Below are 19,250 nucleotides of genomic sequence, written 5' to 3'. Positions count from 1 at the left end.
CCTGGCTCACGGGATCGGTACGATGATGATGGTTCAGGGGCGGTCGGCATGCGGTGAAGCGCCATGTGAATGGGGGTTGCCGCCGTGCGAGCAGACCACCCACTCGCTGTCGCCTTCCACGTACAGCTCTTTCTTCCAGACCGGCAGCCGGTGCTTGATCGCATCGATGATGTAGCGGCATGCACCGAAGGCGGCGTCGCGGTGGGGCGAGGAAACGCCGACCCACACCGCCAGCTCGCCTACCGCCAGGCGACCGCTGCGGTGGACCCCGATCGCATCGATATCGCCGAAGCGCTCGCGGGCTTCGGCCAGGATGGTCTCGCCCTCGCTCTGCGCCAGGGCGGCGTACACCTCGTATTCCAGGCCTTCCACATCGCGGCCGTCGTTGCGGTTGCGCACCCAGCCTTCGAACGCACAGAACGCGCCGTGCGCGGGATTCTGCAGGGCCGAACGCAGTGCCGGCACATCCAGCCCCACCGCGCTTACCGAGAACCCGCTCATCCGCCGTTGACCGGTGGGATGAACACCACGGTGTCGCCGTCCTGCAGCGGGTGGTCCCATCCACAGAAGCGCTCGTTCACGGCTACCCTGAGCGTGGACGCCGGCAGGGTGAAGCCGTGCCGGGCCTGCAGCTGCGCGTAGAGCGTGCCCAGCGAATCGGCGTCGGTCTCCACGCGTTCGGCACCCCTGTTGGCCTGTTCGCGCAGTTGCGCGAAGTAATTGAGTTCGACCTGGGGCATCAGCTGGTTTCCAGTTGTTGGCGTGCCTGCAGCAGCTCGCCGGGGGTGTTGACGTTGTCCAGGGCACTGCCAGGCGAGGGCAGCGCGTGGATCTGCAACTGCAGCAGCGCTTTGCGCGGGCAGTAGTTCCCCGCGTCGAAGCGCTGGCGCAGCAGCGGCGCGGAGGACGGTTCCCAGATCGCGCAGAGCGGCTCGGGCAGGTCGTCGTGGCGGCTGACGAACGCCGTGGCGTCCTTCACGGGTTGCCGTGCCGCCACCAGCGCGCGCAGCGTGCGCGCATCCAGCAGGGGCAGGTCGCAGGCGATCACCAGCCATGCATGACCGGGGAATGCCTGCTGCGCGGAGAGGATGCCAGCGACGGGACCCACGCTGTCGACACTGTCCACCAAGGTTGGCAGGCTGCCCCTCAGCGTTTCGCCGCGCTGGTCCGGGCGAAGCGAGACGAAGGCCTGCACCACCTCGACATGCCTGAGCAGTGCCCAGGCACGCAGCAGCTGTGGCTGTCCGGCATAGTCGAGCAGTGCCTTGTCGGCCTGCATGCGGCGGCTGGCACCGCCGGTCAGCAGCAGGGCAGACAGCGGTGCGTTCATGACGGGTACGCCAGGTCGGACTTGCCGCCGCGTTTGGCCACCAGCCGCACCTGCTCGATCACGATGGCGTGCGACAGCGCCTTGCACATGTCATACAGCGTGAGCGCGGCAATGCTGGCCCCGGTCAGGGCCTCCATCTCGACACCGGTGGTGCCGTGGCAGGCCACCGTGCAGTCGATCACCGCACTGTCGCCCTCCATGTCGATGGTGATATCGCAGCGCTGCAGGGCAAGCGGGTGGCACAGCGGAATCAACTGCGAGGTGATCTTGGCGCCCATCACCCCGGCAATGTGGGCCACGGTCAGCACCGCGCCCTTGGGCAGCACGAAGCCGGCTTCGCGCAGCTGGGTGGCGACCTCGGGCGGGAAGCGCACGCGGGCCTGGGCGTGTGCCACGCGGTCGGTGGCGGTCTTGCCGCCCACATCGACCATGCGCGGCCGTGCATCGGCGTCCAGGTGCGAAAGCAGGGTAGGGTTGGGTTCCATCATCCACCTATGTAGTGCATTTCGATGCGGCGTCCTGGCGTTGACGCCGGGCGGCCGCGCAGTTCGCTGTAGCGGTCGTTGCGGGCCGACCACACCCCCGCCAGCACCGCGCGCAGGGCGGCGTCATCCGCGCTGGCGCGCAGCAGGCCGCGCAGGTCGGTACCACGGGTGGCGAACAGGCAGGTGTAGAGCTGGCCTTCGGAGGAAAGGCGCGCCCGCGTGCAGTCGCCACAGAAGGGCGTGGAGATGGACGAGATCAGGCCGATTTCACCGCCCCCATCAACGAAACGGTAGCGGGTGGCGACTTCGCCCGGATGGCGCGGCGGCAATGCCATCAGTGGCCAGCGGGCGTGGATGCGCGCGTGCAGTTCCTGCGAGCTGACCACGCTGTCCACTGACCAGGCGGTGCGGTTGCCCACGTCCATGAACTCGATGAAGCGCAGCACCACGCTGCTGCCGCGGAAGCGTTCGACCAGCGCCAGCGCGCCGGCGTCGTTGAGCCCGCGCTGCAGCACGGCGTTGATCTTGACCCCGTCACGGAAGCCAGCGGCGCAGGCCGCGTCGATCCCCCGCAGCACGGCGTCCACGTCGCCACGCCCGCCGCTGATCTGGCGGAACAGCGCGGGATCCAGCGTGTCCAGGCTGACCGTGACCCGGTCCAGGCCCGCATCCGCCAAGGCCTGCGATTGCCGATCGAGCAGCACGCCGTTGGTGGTCAGGGCGATATCGTCGATGCCGTCGATGCGACGCAGGCGCCGGATCAGGTCGGGCAACTGCGGGCGAAGCAGCGGTTCGCCGCCGGTCAGGCGCAGCTTGCTCACGCCCAGCGAGGCGGCCTGGCGGCACACGCGCTCGATCTCATCAAAGCTCAGCCGCGCCTCCGGCGGCAGGAAGGCATAGTCCTCGCCATAGGTCGCCGCCGGCATGCAGTAAGTGCAGCGGAAATTGCAGCGGTCCATGACCGAGATGCGCAGGTCGCGCAGGGGGCGGTTGCGGCGATCCAGGAGGGGTGCGTGGACGCTCATCTCACCACCGGTGCAGCCGCAATGGCTGGCCTGCCTGGCCCGCGCTGCCGGCAACCAGCTCCAGCACGCCTGCGGTGCCGGCCAACGCCGTGAAGTCACCGGAGTTGCGCGAGGCCACGGGCTCGGCCACCGCATTGCCGGCGCCATCGTCGCGCAGATGGACCGGAATGAACTGGGCCAGGGCAAAGGCGGGCAGGGCGGTGGCGAGGGACACCTGCTCCGGTGCAGCGGGCGCAGCGCCCATGCCCGCCAGCAGCGCCGGGCGCACGTAGCGGATCAGGCAGACCAGCGACGAAACCGGATTGCCCGGCAGCGCGAAGACCCGCTGTCCTTGCGGCCCCACGCCGAACCACATGGGCTTGCCCGGCCGTTGTGCGATGCCGTGGAAGTGGCAACGCACGCCCAGCGCCTCCAGCGTGTTGGGCAGGTAGTCGCGCTGTCCCATGGAAACGCCGCCGGACAGCACCAGCGTGTCGTGCGACGCCAGCAGCCGGCCCAGCGCCTCGGCAAGCAGGGCAGGATCGTCTGCGAGGTGGTGCAGGGAGGCGCGGCCCAGGCCGGCCGCCTGCAGCGCGGCCATCAAGGCCAGGTCGTTGGAACGACGGATGCGTCCGGGCGGCAGCGCTGCGTCCACGTCCACCAGTTCATCGCCGGTCGCGACGATGGCCACCTTCGGCAACCGCGCCACGGTGACCCGGGCCACGCCGTTGGCAGCCAGCAGCGCCATCTGGGGCGGTCCTATGTGGATGCCCGGCGCCAGCACCGGCGTGCCGGCGGCGCAATCGCTGCCACGGCGGTGGATGAACCGGCCGGCGACCGGCACGGCGGTGGCGCGCAGCGCATAGCCGCCAGCGGTGCGCTCCAGCTGTTCGATCGGCACGATGCAGTCGCACCCCTCGGGCAGGACGGCGCCGGTGGAAACCTCGATGCAGCTGCCGGCGTCTTCCAGCACCTGGCCGTGCATGCCGGCCATCTGCGCACCGGCAACCCGGAGCAGGGCGGGCATCACCGGCTGCCAGCGCGTGGCCACGCCATCCATCATGACCCGGTCGAACGGCGGCTGCGCGCCTTCCGCTACCACCGGTTGTGCCAGCACGCGGCCGACCGCATCGGGCAGGGCGATCTGTTCGGTGACAACGTCGGGGGTGCTGGAACGAAGCACGGCATCGGCTTCCTCTACGCTGATCAACGGCCTCATCAGTGCGTGCGGGTGGCTTGGGATGGCCCAGTCTGGCGATTCCGGCGTGATCGCCATTTCACGTCAGCGCATCACCTTGTCCGGGGTGATCGGGGTGCTGCGGATGCGCTTGCCGGTGGCGTGGAAAATCGCATTGCTGATCGCGGCCGATACCCCCACCAGGCCGATTTCGCCCACGCCCTTTGCGCCCAAGCTGCTGACCACGCGGTCATCCTCCTCGACGAACAGCACGTCCACGTCGTGGATGTCGGCGTTGACCGACACGTGGTACTGGGCGAAATCCCGGTTCATGAAGCGGCCGAACCGATGGTCGGCCTCGGTGTGCTCGTGCAGGGCCGCGCCGATGCCCCAGACCACGCCGCCGATGATCTGGCTGCGTGCCGTGGTCGGGTTGAGGATGCGCCCGGCGGCAATGGCACTGACCACCCGCATCACCCGTACGGTGCCCAGGTCTTCGTCGACCCGCACTTCCACAAACACCGCACTGTGGGTGGCGCGGGTGAACTTCCGTTGTTCCAGCAGGTTGGGCAGCAGCAGGTAGCTGGCCTCGACGCTGGCGCGCTCAGCGCCGGCCAGCAGCGCGGTCAGCGGAACCGCGCTGGCGGGGTCGTCGCGCAGCGCCAGGGTGCCATCGCGGAACACCACATCCTCCAGGCGGGCGCGCGCGAACGCGGTTCCCGGCGCCAGCCGCGCCAGTGCCAGCAACCGGCGACGCAGTTTGGTGCAGGCGCCTTCCACCGCCGAGCCGACGGTGCTTACGTGCGACGAGCCCCCTTCGATGGGCGCCACCGGCAGCGTCGAATCGCCCAGCTGGAAACTCACCTGCTCCAGCGGAAGTCCCAACGCTTCGGCGGCGATCATGCTCATCACGGTGTAAGTACCGGTGCCGATGTCGCTGGCGGCGCTGCTTACCACCAGCCGTCCGTCGGCGTGCAGCACGGCGCGCGCGCGGGCGAACATCTGCATGGCATCCCATTGGCCGGTGGCCATGCCCCAGCCGACCCACTCATTGCCTTCGCGGCGCGAACGCGGCTGCTGCGGGCGGTCGGCCCAGCCGAAGCGGGCTGCGCCCTGCTCGTAGCATTCACGCAGCGCCTTGCTTGAATAGGGCTTGCCGTCGGCCGGGTTGACCTCGGCATAGTTCTTCAGGCGCAGTGCCAGCGGGTCCATGCCGAGGCCAGCTGCAAGCTCGTCCATCGCCACTTCCAGCGCATGCACGCCGTGTGCGGCACCGGGTGCGCGCATGTCGATCGGGGTGTACTGGTCCAGGTCCACCACTTTGTAACCCAGGTGCACGTTGTCGCAGGTGTACAACTGGCCGCTCCAGTTCACCACCACTTCCACGTAATCCTCGATGCGCGAGGTTTCGCCCACGGCTTCGTGCCAGATCGAGTGCAGGGTGCCGTCGGCGTCCGCGCCCAGCTTCACCCGTTGCACGGTCTCGGCGCGGTGGCCGAAGGTGAACATCTGCTGCCGGGTCAGCACCACCCGCACCGATCTCTCCAGCGCCAGCGAGCCCATCACGGCCAGCGGCAGCTGATACTGCGGGCGCAGCCCCGCCCCGAAAGCGCCACCCACATACGGGTTGCGCACCGTCACTTTCCGCTTGGGCAGGCCGAACACATGCGATACGTACCACCGGCTGTTCTGCGACCCCTGGGTCTTGTCGTAGATGGTCAAGTGTCCGTCGTCGCCGCGGATCACCGTGCTGGCGAACAGCTCCATCGGGTTGTGGTGTTCCACGCCGTGGTAGAAATCGGCGGTGACCTGGAAGGGCGCCTGCGTGAATGCGTCGTCGGGCTTGCCCTTGTCCTTGGGCGGGGCCGAAAAGCCTGCCTTCAGCTTCCTCGGTGGGCGTGCGCGGGCCATGGCGGCCACCAGGTTGGTGTCGTGCTCGTCGACCTCGTAGTGCACTTCCACGCGTTCGGCAGCCTCGCGGGCGGCTTCAAACGTCTCGGCCAGTACCAGCGCGACCGGCTGCCCGCTGTACAGCACGGTGGCGTCGTACAGGGGGCGGAACGGGCTGCCAGCGGGCGCGGTCATGTCCTTGTAGAACAGACCTGCGCTGCGCATCCGCGGGCGGTTGTCGTGGGTGAGAATGCGCAGCACGCCGGGGACCGCCTCGGCGGCATCCAGGCTGAAGCCCAGAATGCGCCCCTTCGCGATGGTGCTGTTGACCGCCACGCCGTATACCAGGTCCGTTGCAGGCCACTCGGCGGCATAGCGCGCCTGGCCGGTGACTTTCGCACGCCCGTCGATGCGGGGCGTACCGGTGCCGGTGGGCACGTGTCCGGTACCTGCCGGGGCCACCGGCGGATGGAGCGGGTTGGGAAGATTCATGCCGGCGTCTCCGGTTGGGGGCGCGAGCTGCCCTGGTTGTCGACGGTGCCGCGTGCGGCGGTTTCGAGCGCGCGGATCACCGTGCGGCGGGCCAGCGGGATCTTGAAGGCGTTCTGGCCCTGCGACACCGCGCCCTGCACAAGTGCCTCGGCGGCGGCAGCGAAGGGTTCGGGTCCAGGTCGTGCGCCTTCCAGTACCGCTTCGGCGGCAGCCACCCGCCACGGCTTGTGTGCCACGCTGCCCAGTGCCAGGCGCGCCGCGCGGATGGTGCCATCCGGCGCGATATCCAGTGCGGCCGCGACCGAGACCAGCGCGAAGGCGTAGGACAGGCGCTCGCGAACCTTGAGATACGCGCTGTGGGCGGCAAAGCGGGTGGCCGGTGGCAGCTCGATGCGGAGGATCAGTTCATCGGCGGCGAGCGAGGTGTCGACGTCGGGCGTATCTCCCGGCAGGCGATGGAAATCGGCGAACGCAATCTCGCGCTCACCGCGCACGCTGGCAACGTGCACCACTGCGTCCAGAGCGGCCAGCGCCACGCACATGTCAGACGGATGGGTGGCGATGCAGTGCTCGCTCGCGCCCAGGATGGCGTGGTGGCGGGTCAACCCGCCGATGGCGGAGCAGCCGCTGCCCGGCTCGCGCTTGTTGCAGGGCGTGGCCCGGTCATAGAAGTACGTGCAGCGTGTGCGCTGCAGCAGGTTGCCACCGTTGCTGGCCATGTTGCGGATCTGCGGCGACGCCGCTGCGAGCATGGCGGCCGACAGCAACGGGTAGTCGCGCTCGACCAGCGGGTGCCAGGCCGTGTCGGCGTTGCGCGCCGTCGCGCCCAGACGCAGGCCGCCGTCCTCGCGCGCCTCGATCCGGTCCAGCGGGAGCCGGTTCACGTCGATGAGTGCGCCCGGAGTGACCAGCTGCAGCTTCATCAGATCCAGCAGGTTGGTGCCGCCTGCGATGGGCCGGGTATCGTTGCTTCCGAGTGAGCCGGCCAGGGCCTGCAGGGCGTAGGCGATCGAATCGGGTCGCTGGTAGGTGGCGGGAATCATGCGGGCACCGTGCCCGGAACCCATTCAGACGCCGGGGATTCGGCCGCCAGTGGTTGTTCGCTTTCCAGGACGGACATCACCGCGTCCGTTATCTGCGGGTAGGCGCCGCAGCGGCAGACGTTGCCGCTCATCAGCTCGCGCACCTGGTCGCGGCTGCACGCCTTGCCCTCGTTGATCAAGCCCTGCGCCGAGCAGATCTGCCCCGGCGTGCAGTACCCGCATTGCAGCGCGTCGCAGGCGATGAAGGCCTGCTGCAGCGGATGCAGGTCGTCGCCGTCGGCGAGACCTTCGATGGTCTGCACCTGTGCGCCATCCTGCATCACCGCCAGGGTCAGGCAGCTGTTGATTCGCCGCCCATCCACCAGCACGGTGCACGCGCCACACTGCCCGTGGTCACAGCCCTTCTTGGTGCCGGTCAGCTGAAGGCGTTCACGCAACAGGTCAAGCAGGCTTACCGAGGATTCGACCTGAAGCGCATGCGGGGACCCATTGACGGTCAGGCTGAGCGGGTACAGCACGCGCGGTCGGGGGGCAGGGCGTGGGGGAGTGGCGGCAAGCAGGGGGGCGACAGACTCGCTCATGGCAGTTCCGGCTGGGGCGATGCGTCCCACCGTGCGCCATGCCGCGTCCAACGGGGGTGGAGGCGCAGTGCAGTACACGCGAAGATGCAATTGACTGCCCTCACGTAGACTTACTGAACCATCCGATGGGCTGAACGATCGGTATTGGGCTGACAAGCGTTCTCAAGTGCACGTGCGTGCAGCAGGATCGAGCCGGATGGACACCACGGTGCGGGTCCTGTCGGGATTGAATCGAAGGTCGATCTGGTGGCGCTCGCACAGGCGATGGACAATCGACAGCCCAAGGCCGTAACCGCTGCTTGCCACGCCTTTGCTGAAGGGCTGCAGGGCGTCCGCATCGATGCCGGCACCCGGATTGGTGATCTGCAACCAGCCCGCTTCCACCGTAATGCTTACCTCTCCCTGCAGCGTGTGCGCGAAGGCATTGCCGATCAGGTTGGACAGGATGACACGAAGTGCGGTGGGCGGCAGGCAGGCCTTTGCATCACCTGCCACGTCCAGCGCGAGGTGCACCGGGCGATCGCCAAGAAGGCCGGTCTGGTCCACGATCACCCGCTCGATCAGTGGCAGCAGGGTGATCGATTCCACGGGTTCCTGCAGATGCTGTTCGCGGGCCAGCATCAGCAGCGCGCTGATGGTGTGTTCCAGTTGCAGCACCGATTGGTTCATGTGGCCGAGCTGCAGGTGAAGCGCGGGGTCCAGATCGGCACGGGCCTGCATGCGCTCGCACGCACTGCGGATGACAGCCAGCGGCGTGCGCAGTTCATGACTGGCATCCCGCGTGAACTCGCGTTCGCGGTCCACGAAGGCCTCTATGCGTACCAGCAGCCCCTGCAGCGTGCGGGCCAGTGCGCCGACTTCATCGTCGGGAAGGCTCTCGGCGAACCCCGTCGGCAGATGCGTGGGACTGGCTCCGGCGACCACGTCGGAAAGCCGTGACAACGGCGCGGTCATCCGTCGAGCCAGCCATGCGCCCAGCAGCAGGGCGATCCCAAGCACGCCAAGGCTCGACCAGCCCAACCATTGCAGGATGCCACCCCGCATCGGCCGCACCACCAACTGCTGGCTGACCTCCGCCACCAGCCACGCATCCGTTGGCTCCAGCCGCCGCAGGTGGTAGTGGCGGCCTTGGTCACCGGCGAACTCCCGGCGCCAGGGTTCCTCAACCAACCGCGCGCCGAGCCCTTCGGGCAGGCTTGCAGCAGTCTCATGCACCGACATGCCCGGCAATGCCGGTCGCGCCCATCCACCCTCGCTGGCGTGATGATGCAGCTGCACCTTGGCTTCCTGCTCCAGAAGCCCTTTGAACATCTCGTCCTCGACCAGATAGACGAACAGCACCACGTAGAAGCCGTACAGCACCGCCACCAGCAGCGCGAAGCCTGAGAAGGCCAGCATCAGGCGGCGGCGCAGGCGACGACGCGGACGCGGTGCGGCGCTCACGTGTCCGCCTCCAGGCGGAAGCCCACGCCATGCACGGTCTTGAGCAGGGGCACCGGGAACGGTTTGTCGAGCACCTGCCGCAGGGTGTACAGGTGCGTGCGCAGCGGATCGGACTCGGGCGGGCTGGCGCCCCACAACCGCTCGACAAGCTCGCTTCGGGTCAGCGTCCGTGGCCATGCTTCGGCCAGGAGCAGCAGGAGCTGCAGGGCGGTGTGGTGGAGTACCAGTGTCTGGCCGTGTCGCTGCACCAGGTTGCTGCGCCGGTCAATGCTGAGGGTGCCAACCGTCAGCAGGTGCGGGGTGCCTGCGCGGTGGCGCTGCGACAGGGCCACACACCGCGCCACCAGTTCGGCACCGGCAAACGGCTTGACCAGGTAGTCATCGGCACCACTTCGGAACCCGGCCAGCTTGTCCTCCAACGCATCACGCGCGGTCAGCATCAACACCGGCACGTGCCGGTCGCTGCGCGCGCGCAGCTGCTCGCACACGCGCATGCCATCCAGGCCGGGAAGGCCCAGGTCCAGCACCAGCACATCGGGCGGCTCGGCCAGTGCCTCCTGCAGTCCGGAAAGGCCATCGGCGGCGAAGCGGCTGTCGATGCCCTGGCCGGCGAACAGCAGTTCGAGGTTGGCGCGCAGCACCGGGTTGTCCTCGATCACCAATAGGCGCAGGGCAGGGCAGGTTGTCATGTCAGCTGTCGATCCGTTTCAGCAGGTCACCAGCCTGTTGCATGCCGGGCGAGGCGTCCAGTACCTCCAGCACCAGTGTCCGTGCCCGGCTGCGGTCGCCCAACCGCAGGTGCGCCTCGGCGATGCCCAGTTTCAGCTGCGGCTCGGCCATGTAAGGCATGGCCAGCTCCATGGTCTGCAATGCAGGGCGCAGTGCCGCGAGGTCCACATCCGCCGCCTTCGCCTGGTAGAAGCCCAGCATGCCGATCAGCTCGACGTGGTAGGACGCAGGATCCTGCTTCAGCGTGCGGGCCGCACCGGCCGCATCACCGCCGCGCAGGCGCTCGACCAGCGCCATCGAACGCTCGTCGCGCCCGGGCGTACGTGCCACCGGGGTCCGCCCCAGGCCGCGTACGATCGCCTCGGCCACGCCGACGGTGGAGTAGGGGTTCTGGCCCGTGACCAGGCGCCCATCGACCACCACGTGCGGCATCATCAGCGGCGCTTCGCTCCACTCACCGCCGCGTTGGCGAAGCGCGTCCTCCAGCAGCCACGGGAATTCCTTCGCCCATTTCTTGCCGAACAGAGCTTCCTCCTCGTTGGTGAAGCCGGTCAGCTGCCGGCCTGCGACCAACGGGCTGCCGTCCGCAAGCCGCACCTCGGCCAGTGCGGCAGGCCCGTGGCACACCGCCGCGATCACCGCGCCGCTGGCCCATGCGGCGCCGATCAACTGCTGCAGTGGCTGCGAGCGGGGCAGGTCGAACATGGCCCCTTTGCCGCCCACCACATAGACCGCGCGGTAATCGCTGGCACGCAGCCCGGCGATGGGCCGGGTGGCGGCAAGCTGCGCCATGGCAGCGCCATCGGCCAGCAGCTGTGCGTTGAACGGTTCGTCGGGATTGTATTTGTCGGGCTCGACCGGGCCACCCTGGGGGCTGGCCACCTCGACCGCCAGCCCGTTGGCCTTGAAGACCAGCCAGGCCTGCGAGAGCTCGTCGAATTCATACCCGGGCCGGGTCTTGCCGGCATCGCGGCCCTCGCCACTGAGGACGATCAGGACCTTGTCGGCCGCCAGTGCGGCGGGCGGGAAGAGCAGGGCAGCGCCCAGCAGCAGGGCAGGAAGGAAGCGGTGCATGGCAACTCCAGATCGGATGGTGATCTGGAGCATGCACCCCGCCCTTCAAGCAGACTTCAAGTCACGGTTGTCGCGTCAGTTGGCGCTGTCGCCATGGCGCACGGCAAAGATGATTTCCTTGCGGTGCATCTCCGCCAGCTCCGAGCGGGCCACCACGATTTCATCGTCCATATCCCACACGACCTCCTTGAGGTCGCCACGCAGCTCGCGCTTGGCCGACATTTCGTCATCCCAGGCGCTGCTGTCGGTGACCACGGTGACGGTGTCGGGCTCGACCTTGATGACCTTCAGCAGGCCGTAGGCCTTCTCGCCCGGCTGCTGGAATTCGGCAAACTCCGAAAGCACCGCTGCATACAGGTCACCGACCTTCGGGTCGTTCGTCTCAGCGGCCTTGTCGCCGCCACGGGCGCACGCAGTGAGAAGGCTAAGCGAGGTGAGCAGCAGGGCAAGGAAGGCAAGCTTCTTCATGGCTATCCATAATCTGAAGGGTAGAAAGTGGCGGCATTCTACCTCACCCGCTGTTGCGCACGACCCGCTTGCGGTACTCGCGCACGTTGTCGCCACGGATCCGCGTTTCCTGCGTGCCCGTGATGGTATCCACCTGCCGGTCCGAGCCGGTCACCGGCTTGGCCTCCACCGTGGTCTCACGCTCGAACGCATGCGACTTGTCGGTGTTGCGGTAGTACCGGTACAGGCCCCAGTACAAGGCGGTTGCGCTGGCGGGACCCGCCAACAGCAACCAGAGACCACTGTCATCGCTCATGAGGCAGCTACCAGGAACCAGAGGGTGATGGCTTCAACGATGGTGCCGGTGGTGAGCGCGGCCAGCAGCAGCTTCCACTGCTGCACTGGCACGCTGCCCATGGTTTCACCGGTACGGCCGTTGACCGCGATGTAATGCAGCATGCCGCCGTTGCGGCCAGGCTGGTGGTACGAATACAGCCACACCGGCAGGTACATGGAGACCCAGCGCGAGCCGTGCAGGTCCACGCGTTCCTGCTCCCAACGCACGCCGCGGTCGTAGCGGCGCACCGAACCTTCCACCTGCGCGCGGGCGATGGAGAGCAGCTGGTCTTCCAGCCGTGGCTTCATCTTTTCCACGTCCAGGTTGCGCTTCTCGGACGAGAAGCCCAGCAGGTACGAGGCGTTCCACTTCAGCGCATTCTTGGTATCGAACGGCAGGATCGCATTGATGATGTTGTTCGTGTTGGCTTTGGTATCCAGGTTGCCGCGCTCGGCCGACGATTCCAGCGGCAGGTCATCCACGGTGAAGTCCACCGCACGGTCCACCTGGTATACATCGGCGTCGTAGTAGGTCTTCTTCTTGTCACCTTCGCCGCGGGTGTACTGGCGGGTCTTGATTTCACCCTTGCCGGACACGCTGGCGCTGACGTTGCTGTCCACGATCATGTAGGGCATGTACACACCCACCACGTTCTCGGGCGTGAACTGGTCCTTGAAGGCCTTCAGCGCGAAAAGCCGGCGCTTGTCCACGAACTGGCGGATGCGCGCCACTGCATCGTCTTTCGTGATGCGGAAGGGCAGCACAGCATCGGGCACCGCACCGTTGGCGACCTGCTCGTTGACCCCGAACACATGGCGGCACCAGTGGCAGCGCGCGGTCATGGTGGTTTCGGTGTTGATGGTCACTTCGGCGCCGCAGCCGGTGCACTTGAAGCTCATCAGGCTGGCGGTGCCGGCCTCGATGTCGCGCGCGCCCGACGCGATGATGGTGCCGCGCAGCTGGTCCAGGCCTTCGCCCAGCCCGAACTCCTGCTCGACCAGCGCGCCATGCCATTCGTTCCGGCAGAACTGGCAGACCAGCACGTCGGTGCCCAGCTTCAGGCGCACATCGGTGGAGCCGCACTTGGGACAGCGGTTCAGGCCATCCTTCAGCTCCTCGGCACGGGTATCGAGCGCGACCGGATCGGGCGCCTCGATCTCGGCGCGGATCGGGTCGGGCAGGGTGGCCGGGTCAAGCGGGAAGCTGCCCGGCAGCGGCGGCACATCGCGCGGCGAGCCGGGGCCGGTCACGGCGTCCGGCAACGGCGGCGGGCCCCCGGGTAGCGGGGGCGGGGTTCGGGGGTCGGACATGGTTATCGTGTGTCCGCCTTACAGACCCAGTGCCTTGGCCTTGAGCGCGTTGTAGTCGTCCTGGGTGATCAGGCCGAGGTCCAGCATTTCCTTGGCCTTCTGCAGCCTGGCCACCGGGTCATCGGCCGCAGGGGCCGCCGGGGCGACCGGCTGCTGCATCGCGCCGGCGCCGAACATGCCGGTCGCCATGCCCACACCGACCAGGCCCGCCGCGCCGCCATTCTCACCGGCCGACTGGATGCCCTGGGCCACGCTGGCCTGCAGGTTGGAATTGCCACGCCCACCCGACAGCGCATCGGCGCGCTGCACCGTCTTGAGCAGTTCGCGGGTATTGGCGTCGTATTCAATGGAAACGATGGCGGTCTTGACGATGGCCAGGCCACGGTCGGACTTCCACTGGTAACCCTGCTCAACCGCCGCCGACAGGCTCTGGGCAAAGCCCAGCGAATCCTGCTGCAGCTTGGTGATGCGGTTGCCCTTGCCGGGATCGTTGGTATACAGGCTGAAAGCCGGCGCGAGCGAGCCAACGACTTCATTGAACAGCTGGCTGGCCGCGGCGTTGTCCAGGTCGGTGAAGTCGAACACCTTGCCCGGCTGCAGGTAGCTGGCCGGAACGAAATTCTTCACGAACAGGATCGGATCGACGATCTTCAGCGTGTACGAGCCACGCGTGACCGCGCCGACCTGGGTGTTGAGGAAGCCGTCGTCCCAGTAAATTTCCGACTGGGTACCGAAGCGGTTGTCGGGCAGTTCCTTCAGCGAGACAAAGAACGCCGCCTGCTGGCCACCCGGCTGGCCGCCGAACTTGAAGCGCTCCCAGCTCTGCTTGATGAGCGGGGTGACGATGCCGTCGCCGGCGAAGATCGACTGCGAGTTGAGGTCATCCGACCGCCACTCGTAGCCACCCGGTTCGGCGACGAAGCCGGTGATGGCGCCATCCTGGAACAGCAGCAGGCCGTAGCCTTCCGGCACCACGATCCTGGAGCCGTTGGTGATGATGTTGGACGAGCCGCTGGTGTTGGAACCGCGACCGGCATTGGTGCCCTGCGGCACGGCGGCGAACAGCGCCGCGGTGGCCGGCAGGCCCGCCGGCACGGTGTAGAAGTCCTTCCACTGGTCGGCCAGCACGCCGCCCACTGCACCTTTCACTGCCTGGATGAGACCCATGACCCGCTCCCTGAGATCCAACGACGGGCGGGGTGCCCGTCACGATGGAGGGACTATAGCAGCGGGGCATGGTCCGGGGATGGGCGTTTCCGGCAGTGGAGGCCTTACGGCAGGTCGCACTTCATCTTACCGTCGACGTAGTACGGCTTGGGTACGTTCGGGTTCTCGCTGGTCTTCTCGAAGACCACCTCAAAGGAGGCTGCATCCGGCGTGCCCTTGCGCTCGGTGCAGGCGTCCTGCAGCTTCTTCTTGACCGCGGCGATGCCCGCGTCGCGGTTGGCGCCGTCGGCGCTGTTGGTCAGGTTGGCGACCTCCGCGAAGGCGAGGGGACTCATGCCCAGCAGGCATCCGGCAAGAACGGCAGCGTGCAGCTTCTTCATTGCGACTCCTTTGCAGTGTTCGATTGCTTCCCTCGATCAAGCCGAGCGGAACGATTGATGCGCCGGGCGTTGTTCCTGCAGCGCGCTGCTAGGATAAGCAAGGCAGGTTAAGGCTTCGTGGTCGGTGCTGGACGGAAGGAGTAATGCAGGATGCTTATCAAGGTGATGGCGTGGTTGCTGGTGCTGGCGGCGGCATTCTTCGCGATGGTTGGAGCCGCGCCGTTCGGTGGCGGCGCGTTCTTCCCGGTCGTTTCACTGCCAGCCGCTTCGTTCATGGCGTGGCGGGGCCAGGTTGTGGCGCCGTTGCTGGTGGTGTGCTGGGCCGTTATCGGTTTCTGGATTTCGGTACTTCCGATGGAGCAGATATTTGATGGGTGGGGGATCGTGGGCTGGCTTGCGGTCTGGACTGCGGTATTGTTCGTTGGGGTTGTTCGGGGTCGGCCGGTAGATCACGACCAACGGTCGTGATCTACCGGGCGATGTGCGCGGAAGCGGGGCGGCGCCATCATAGAATGTCAGAATCGTGCGCCCATCAAGGCAGGGGTACTGGTATGGAGAAGGGCGTGGAGTTCTTCGTTGACACCATTACGTCGGGTCGCAATGGTGAGAGAAATTTCGTCGGCTACGTCAACGCGGGCGGATCCGTTTCGCTTGGGGACATGTTCCGCGTTGCCTACTTCATACCGCGGACAGTGGAGGACGTACGTATGGGCCGTCCGCTCTCAGCGCCCATCAATGTGAGGTCCGTCTCCCTGGAAGTAGCAAGCATTGAGGTGATGAGGCGTAGTCTCCAGCAGCTTAATCACGGTATTACGGCGATAGTGAGGCTTGTTGGTGAAGGCGGCGACCTCATCGTCGAGGGTGATCGCTTAGGCACTGGTGAGCCGTGACGAAGATCAGTTTCAGTAAACTCACTGCTGGTCGGTGGTAGGTTTTCGGCCTCGATTCACTCCGGTCGCTCGCGGCGGCGGCGCTCGTAAAGCTTCATGTCGGCGCGGTTGATGGTGTCGGCGACGGTTTCGGAGGGGCGGCTGATGGCACAGCCGCCTGAGAAGCGGACCGGTGCGAGGTGGGCGCGCGCCTGGTAGGTCTCTTCCAGTACCTGCAGCCGCTCCATCCTGGCGCCGGGTACGAACACCAGGAACTCATCGCCGCCCAGGCGAACCACCACCTCGTTTTCCTCCAGCGGGCTGGAAAGGAACGCCACGAACTCGACCAGCACCGAGTCGCCGTGCGCATGCCCCTGGGTGTCGTTGATTTCCTTGAAGTGGTCCAGGTCGAACACCAGGCAGCCCCACGCTTCCAGTTGCTGCTGCGCGAGTTCGGCCAGGTAGCGCCGGTTGAACGAGCGGGTCAGCGGATCGCGGATCGCCATTTCCAGCAGCTGGCGCTCCTGCAGGTGCTGGGTGGTGATGTCCTGCGCGTGGCCCAGCACGTACGGCGGGTCAGCTTCGGTGTCGAGTACGTTGTGGTACGCCCAGTAGCGGCGTGAGCCATCGTCGGCCACCAGCTCCATCAGGCCGGAGTCGCTCTGGTTCTCCGCGACGCGTTGCAGGTAGTACTGGAGCTGATCCTGGCGTTCCAGCGGAATGATCTCTGCCAGCGAACGACCCAACAGCTCGGCTTCGGGGCGGCCCAGTGACAGCGAGGCTGCAGGATTCACGGACGTGATCTCCCCGGACAGCGTGTGCGTGCAGATCAGGCCCAGGCTGTGCTGGAACAGGCGGCGGTAACGCGCTTCGCTCTGCGCCAGTGCATCGACGGCGGAGCGTTGTTCCGTGACGTCCTGGATGGCGCCGATCAAGCGTGCGCCGGTCGCGTCCTCAACGCGCTTTCCTACGATATGCAACCAGCTGCGTTCGCCAGTAGCGGTGATTGCGCGAAGCGTCAGGTCGATGGGCGAGCCATCGGCGGCACATGCGGCGATCGCTGCCTCCAGCTGCTCTTGGCCCGGTTGCGGGTAGAAAGACAGGGCGGCACCCACATTCGGATCGAAGTCCTCGGGTACGCCATGGATCAAATGGGTCTCACGGGTCCAGGACAGCGTATTGGTGTCCAGCGCCAGCTCCCAGCCGCCCACCTTGGCCAGTGTATTGGTCTGCTCCAGGAAGGCTTGGCTTCTCAGCAACTCCTGGTGCAGGCGTGCACGTTCGGTCATGGGTTCCTCCGCAGCATCTGCCGCCATCGTAGGCACCGGGCCGGAAGCGGTTGGTGAAGCTGCTGCAGAATTACGAGGATGTAATGTTATACTGTCACATTACGCGCCCAGGCCGGCATCAGGCCTCCCCTCCAGATCTGTGACGCCTTCCTCTAAATGAAACGCCTTGCCTTGGTGACGGCCGTCGCCGCCGTCGTTTTTGCCCCCGAATCCCGCGCCCAGTTGTCCGATTCCGCACTCACCCTCGGCAAGGTCGACGTGCACCAGCACACCGAAGGCCAGCTCACCGCCCACCAGGTGCTGACCTCCGTGGACGTGCTTGGCGCCGACCAGATCGAAGACAAGAACGTCTCGCACAGCTGGGAACTGCTCGGCCAGATGCCCGGCATCCAGCTCACCGAAACCCGCCAGGGCGCCGAATCGGGCAAGGTCAGCTTCCGCGCCTTCAATGGCGAGGGCTACCTCAATGCGATCAAGACGCTGATCGATGGCGTGCCCAGCAACGTCAACAGCGGCAACCAGCGCTTCATCGACATGCTGTTCCCGCTGGAAATCAGTTTCATCGAAGTGGTGCGTGGCACCAACGACCCGCGTTATGGCCTGCACAACATTGGCGGCAACGTGAACTTCGGCACGCGCCAGGGCGGCAACTACACAGATGGCCGGTTCGGCTACGGCAGCTACAACACCCGCGATGCGCAGTTGGCCATCGGCCGTGAGAGCAACGGGTTTGCGCAGAACTACTTCATCGGCACCCAGGCGTCGGACGGGTACCGTGACCATGACAGCTCACGCAAGTACGCCATCGGCGGCAAGTGGTTCTACGGTGACCTGGACGACGGCATGCGCATTGGCCTCACCGCACGCGCCTACCACCACGAAGCCGAGGAGCCGGGCTTCATGACGGCTGAAGAACTGCGGACTGACCGCCGCGGCTCACAGTTGCGAAACGCCAACGATGGCGACGACCGCGACATGCGCCAGATCGGCGTGCACATGGACCTCAAGCTGGCCGACACCCTGTTCCTGGGCAGCAAGCTCTACTACAACCGCTACGAAGACGATCGCCGGGTGACCTTCAGCGACCTGCCCACCGGCAATGCGCCGCGCCAACGCCGCGTGTGGGACGAAAAGCAGACGGGCATGCTCACCACGCTGACCTGGCAGCCCGGCGCCACGCTTACGCTGGAAGCCGGGGTAAATGTCGAGCACCAGGACAACGGCTACATCCGCGAGCGTTTCAGCTATGCCGAGCCCACCGATTTCAGCGTCGCCCCGGCACGCGTGCAGAACAACGACCGCCACACCTTCGACAACTACGGCGCGTATGTGCAGGGGATCTACCAGCCCATCGAGGCGCTGAAGATCGTGCCGGCCTACCGGGTGGACCGTTTTGATGGTGACACCCGCCTGCCGGGCGGCATCACCGGCCCGCTGCAGCGCTACGGCACCATCGAGCAGCCCAAGCTGAGCGTGGTCTATGCCTTCACCGACAGCACCAATGTCTACGCCAACTGGGGCCGGACCTTCCAGGTGCTGACCGGCTCCACGGCGCCGGCTTACCTCACGCCGGGGCAGGGCGCCATGAGCCCGTCCACCAACACCGGCATGGAGCTGGGCATGAAGTTCAGCCCGTTCGCCGGCAGCCAGGCGCGCATCGCGGTATGGCAGCAGGATGCGGCCAACGAGGTCTCCAACATGCCCGCCACCGGCACCACCGTGACCCTGGGCAAGACCCGCCGCCGTGGCGTGGATGCGCAGATCAGCGCGCAGGTGGGCGAGAAGTGGACGGTGTGGGCGTCCCACGCGTACCAGGAGGCGAAGATCGAGCGCGATGGTCGCGATGCCAGCGTGTCGCTGGAGGGCCGCGAAGTCGCCGCCACCCCACGTTACATCAGCAACATCGGCCTGGATTACCAGGCTACCGAAGCACTGCAGTTTGGGCTGCAGGGCAGGGCGCAGGGCGATTACTACCTCGAAGAGCGCAACGTGGCCGGCAAGTACGGCGGCTTTGCCGTGCTCGACCTGAGTGCCCGCTATGACATCAACCCCCGCTGGAGCGTGGATGTGCAGATGAAGAACGCCACCGACCGGAAGTACGACTATGCGTGGTACGACAGCTTCTTCTGGGAGCAACCGCAGCCGATGTTCTCACCGGCTGCGGGGCGTTCGCTCCATATCGCCTTCAACATGAAGCTCTGAT

At 66.6% G+C, this 19,250-nt stretch carries 21 protein-coding genes; 3 read left to right on the top strand and 18 right to left on the bottom strand.

Annotation, left to right across the window (positions count from 1 at the left end; translation table 11 throughout):
• Positions 1-33: 33 nt before the first annotated feature.
• The 17 genes from SOM39_RS16745 to SOM39_RS16665 all read right to left on the bottom strand — a co-directional run bounded on the left by SOM39_RS16745 (position 34) and on the right by SOM39_RS16665 (position 14,889).
• Entirely contained in the window at positions 34-501 is a 468-nt protein-coding gene (locus tag SOM39_RS16745) for a molybdopterin synthase catalytic subunit (protein ID WP_068852258.1), read from the bottom strand.
• The gene (locus SOM39_RS16740) at positions 498-740 is read right to left on the bottom strand and encodes a MoaD/ThiS family protein (protein WP_068852256.1); all 243 of its coding nucleotides are present in this window, start codon (positions 738-740) and stop codon (positions 498-500) included. Before SOM39_RS16740 ends, SOM39_RS16745 begins: the two co-directional genes overlap by 4 nt.
• Positions 740-1,330, bottom strand: a complete 591-nt coding sequence (locus SOM39_RS16735; protein WP_320459002.1) for an NTP transferase domain-containing protein — start codon at positions 1,328-1,330, stop codon at positions 740-742. The genes SOM39_RS16740 and SOM39_RS16735 overlap by 1 nt, the downstream gene beginning before the upstream one ends.
• Positions 1,327-1,815 (bottom strand): cyclic pyranopterin monophosphate synthase MoaC, encoded by a 489-nt coding sequence (gene moaC, locus SOM39_RS16730; RefSeq protein WP_320459001.1) that lies wholly within the window; start codon positions 1,813-1,815, stop codon positions 1,327-1,329. Before moaC ends, SOM39_RS16735 begins: the two co-directional genes overlap by 4 nt.
• Positions 1,815-2,840, bottom strand: a complete 1,026-nt coding sequence (gene moaA, locus SOM39_RS16725; RefSeq protein WP_320459000.1) for a GTP 3',8-cyclase MoaA — start codon at positions 2,838-2,840, stop codon at positions 1,815-1,817. The genes moaC and moaA overlap by 1 nt, the downstream gene beginning before the upstream one ends.
• A gap of 1 nt (position 2,841) precedes the next feature.
• A complete protein-coding gene (locus SOM39_RS16720; protein WP_320458999.1) occupies positions 2,842-4,038 on the bottom strand; it encodes a molybdopterin molybdotransferase MoeA in 1,197 nt (398 codons plus the stop codon).
• A 63-nt stretch (positions 4,039-4,101) separates the two neighbouring features.
• A complete protein-coding gene (locus SOM39_RS16715) occupies positions 4,102-6,378 on the bottom strand; it encodes a xanthine dehydrogenase family protein molybdopterin-binding subunit (protein ID WP_320458998.1) in 2,277 nt (758 codons plus the stop codon).
• Positions 6,375-7,445 carry a xanthine dehydrogenase family protein subunit M gene (locus SOM39_RS16710; protein WP_320458997.1) on the bottom strand — a complete coding sequence of 357 codons (1,071 nt, stop codon included), beginning with the start codon at positions 7,443-7,445 and terminating at the stop codon, positions 6,375-6,377. The genes SOM39_RS16715 and SOM39_RS16710 overlap by 4 nt, the downstream gene beginning before the upstream one ends.
• The gene (locus tag SOM39_RS16705) at positions 7,418-8,002 is read right to left on the bottom strand and encodes a (2Fe-2S)-binding protein (protein ID WP_320458996.1); all 585 of its coding nucleotides are present in this window, start codon (positions 8,000-8,002) and stop codon (positions 7,418-7,420) included. The genes SOM39_RS16710 and SOM39_RS16705 overlap by 28 nt, the downstream gene beginning before the upstream one ends.
• 162 nt (positions 8,003-8,164) lie before the next feature.
• Positions 8,165-9,445, bottom strand: coding sequence for a HAMP domain-containing sensor histidine kinase (locus tag SOM39_RS16700; protein ID WP_320458995.1), 1,281 nt, complete (start codon positions 9,443-9,445; stop codon positions 8,165-8,167).
• Complete coding sequence (locus tag SOM39_RS16695; protein WP_320459092.1) at positions 9,442-10,116, bottom strand: response regulator transcription factor; 675 nt, start codon at positions 10,114-10,116, stop codon at positions 9,442-9,444. Before SOM39_RS16695 ends, SOM39_RS16700 begins: the two co-directional genes overlap by 4 nt.
• A gap of 19 nt (positions 10,117-10,135) precedes the next feature.
• Positions 10,136-11,248, bottom strand: a complete 1,113-nt coding sequence (locus SOM39_RS16690; RefSeq protein WP_320458994.1) for a DJ-1/PfpI family protein — start codon at positions 11,246-11,248, stop codon at positions 10,136-10,138.
• 75 nt (positions 11,249-11,323) lie between these two features.
• Positions 11,324-11,716, bottom strand: a complete 393-nt coding sequence (locus SOM39_RS16685; RefSeq protein WP_068852234.1) for a hypothetical protein — start codon at positions 11,714-11,716, stop codon at positions 11,324-11,326.
• 43 nt (positions 11,717-11,759) lie between these two features.
• On the bottom strand, positions 11,760-12,011 hold the full coding sequence (locus SOM39_RS16680; RefSeq protein ID WP_093535649.1) for a hypothetical protein: 252 nt from the start codon (positions 12,009-12,011) through the stop codon (positions 11,760-11,762).
• Entirely contained in the window at positions 12,008-13,342 is a 1,335-nt protein-coding gene (locus SOM39_RS16675; RefSeq protein WP_184123450.1) for a TFIIB-type zinc ribbon-containing protein, read from the bottom strand. Before SOM39_RS16675 ends, SOM39_RS16680 begins: the two co-directional genes overlap by 4 nt.
• A gap of 18 nt (positions 13,343-13,360) precedes the next feature.
• Entirely contained in the window at positions 13,361-14,509 is a 1,149-nt protein-coding gene (locus SOM39_RS16670) for an SPFH domain-containing protein (RefSeq protein ID WP_320458993.1), read from the bottom strand.
• 104 nt (positions 14,510-14,613) lie between these two features.
• Positions 14,614-14,889 (bottom strand): hypothetical protein, encoded by a 276-nt coding sequence (locus tag SOM39_RS16665; RefSeq protein WP_068852224.1) that lies wholly within the window; start codon positions 14,887-14,889, stop codon positions 14,614-14,616.
• 150 nt (positions 14,890-15,039) lie between these two features.
• Here SOM39_RS16665 and SOM39_RS16660 point away from each other — a divergent pair, with 150 nt between their 5' ends.
• Positions 15,040-15,357, top strand: a complete 318-nt coding sequence (locus SOM39_RS16660) for a hypothetical protein (RefSeq protein WP_320458992.1) — start codon at positions 15,040-15,042, stop codon at positions 15,355-15,357.
• Positions 15,358-15,452: 95 nt separating this feature from the next.
• Positions 15,453-15,779 (top strand): hypothetical protein, encoded by a 327-nt coding sequence (locus tag SOM39_RS16655; RefSeq protein WP_320458991.1) that lies wholly within the window; start codon positions 15,453-15,455, stop codon positions 15,777-15,779.
• 56 nt (positions 15,780-15,835) lie between these two features.
• Here the strand turns inward: SOM39_RS16655 and SOM39_RS16650 are convergent, their stop codons facing one another.
• Entirely contained in the window at positions 15,836-17,047 is a 1,212-nt protein-coding gene (locus tag SOM39_RS16650) for a diguanylate cyclase (RefSeq protein WP_320458990.1), read from the bottom strand.
• 156 nt (positions 17,048-17,203) lie between these two features.
• On the opposite strand from SOM39_RS16650, the gene SOM39_RS16645 reads away from it, so the two are divergent.
• A complete protein-coding gene (locus tag SOM39_RS16645) occupies positions 17,204-19,249 on the top strand; it encodes a TonB-dependent receptor (RefSeq protein WP_320458989.1) in 2,046 nt (681 codons plus the stop codon).
• The last annotated feature ends 1 nt before the right edge of the window (position 19,250 follow it).

It is taken from the genome of Stenotrophomonas sp. CFBP8994 (assembly GCF_034044835.1).
Classification (GTDB): domain Bacteria; phylum Pseudomonadota; class Gammaproteobacteria; order Xanthomonadales; family Xanthomonadaceae; genus Stenotrophomonas; species Stenotrophomonas rhizophila_A.
The sequence above is the reverse complement of the archived record's forward strand: the minus strand, read 5'-3'. Positions and strand labels throughout refer to the sequence as shown.

What these genes read in the sequence shown, in the direction of transcription:
- SOM39_RS16745 (WP_068852258.1), bottom strand. Translation starts at nt 501, where the DNA reads ATGAGCGGGTTCTCGGTAAGCGCGGTGGGGCTGGATGTGCCGGCACTG.
- SOM39_RS16740 (WP_068852256.1), bottom strand. Translation starts at nt 740, where the DNA reads ATGCCCCAGGTCGAACTCAATTACTTCGCGCAACTGCGCGAACAGGCC.
- SOM39_RS16735 (WP_320459002.1), bottom strand. Translation starts at nt 1,330, where the DNA reads ATGAACGCACCGCTGTCTGCCCTGCTGCTGACCGGCGGTGCCAGCCGC.
- moaC (WP_320459001.1), bottom strand. Translation starts at nt 1,815, where the DNA reads ATGGAACCCAACCCTACCCTGCTTTCGCACCTGGACGCCGATGCACGG.
- moaA (WP_320459000.1), bottom strand. Translation starts at nt 2,840, where the DNA reads ATGAGCGTCCACGCACCCCTCCTGGATCGCCGCAACCGCCCCCTGCGC.
- SOM39_RS16720 (WP_320458999.1), bottom strand. Translation starts at nt 4,038, where the DNA reads ATGAGGCCGTTGATCAGCGTAGAGGAAGCCGATGCCGTGCTTCGTTCC.
- SOM39_RS16715 (WP_320458998.1), bottom strand. Translation starts at nt 6,378, where the DNA reads ATGAATCTTCCCAACCCGCTCCATCCGCCGGTGGCCCCGGCAGGTACC.
- SOM39_RS16710 (WP_320458997.1), bottom strand. Translation starts at nt 7,445, where the DNA reads ATGGGTTCCGGGCACGGTGCCCGCATGATTCCCGCCACCTACCAGCGA.
- SOM39_RS16705 (WP_320458996.1), bottom strand. Translation starts at nt 8,002, where the DNA reads ATGAGCGAGTCTGTCGCCCCCCTGCTTGCCGCCACTCCCCCACGCCCT.
- SOM39_RS16690 (WP_320458994.1), bottom strand. Translation starts at nt 11,248, where the DNA reads ATGCACCGCTTCCTTCCTGCCCTGCTGCTGGGCGCTGCCCTGCTCTTC.
- SOM39_RS16685 (WP_068852234.1), bottom strand. Translation starts at nt 11,716, where the DNA reads ATGAAGAAGCTTGCCTTCCTTGCCCTGCTGCTCACCTCGCTTAGCCTT.
- SOM39_RS16680 (WP_093535649.1), bottom strand. Translation starts at nt 12,011, where the DNA reads ATGAGCGATGACAGTGGTCTCTGGTTGCTGTTGGCGGGTCCCGCCAGC.
- SOM39_RS16675 (WP_184123450.1), bottom strand. Translation starts at nt 13,342, where the DNA reads ATGTCCGACCCCCGAACCCCGCCCCCGCTACCCGGGGGCCCGCCGCCG.
- SOM39_RS16670 (WP_320458993.1), bottom strand. Translation starts at nt 14,509, where the DNA reads ATGGGTCTCATCCAGGCAGTGAAAGGTGCAGTGGGCGGCGTGCTGGCC.
- SOM39_RS16665 (WP_068852224.1), bottom strand. Translation starts at nt 14,889, where the DNA reads ATGAAGAAGCTGCACGCTGCCGTTCTTGCCGGATGCCTGCTGGGCATG.
- SOM39_RS16660 (WP_320458992.1), top strand. Translation starts at nt 15,040, where the DNA reads ATGCTTATCAAGGTGATGGCGTGGTTGCTGGTGCTGGCGGCGGCATTC.
- SOM39_RS16650 (WP_320458990.1), bottom strand. Translation starts at nt 17,047, where the DNA reads ATGACCGAACGTGCACGCCTGCACCAGGAGTTGCTGAGAAGCCAAGCC.
- SOM39_RS16645 (WP_320458989.1), top strand. Translation starts at nt 17,204, where the DNA reads ATGAAACGCCTTGCCTTGGTGACGGCCGTCGCCGCCGTCGTTTTTGCC.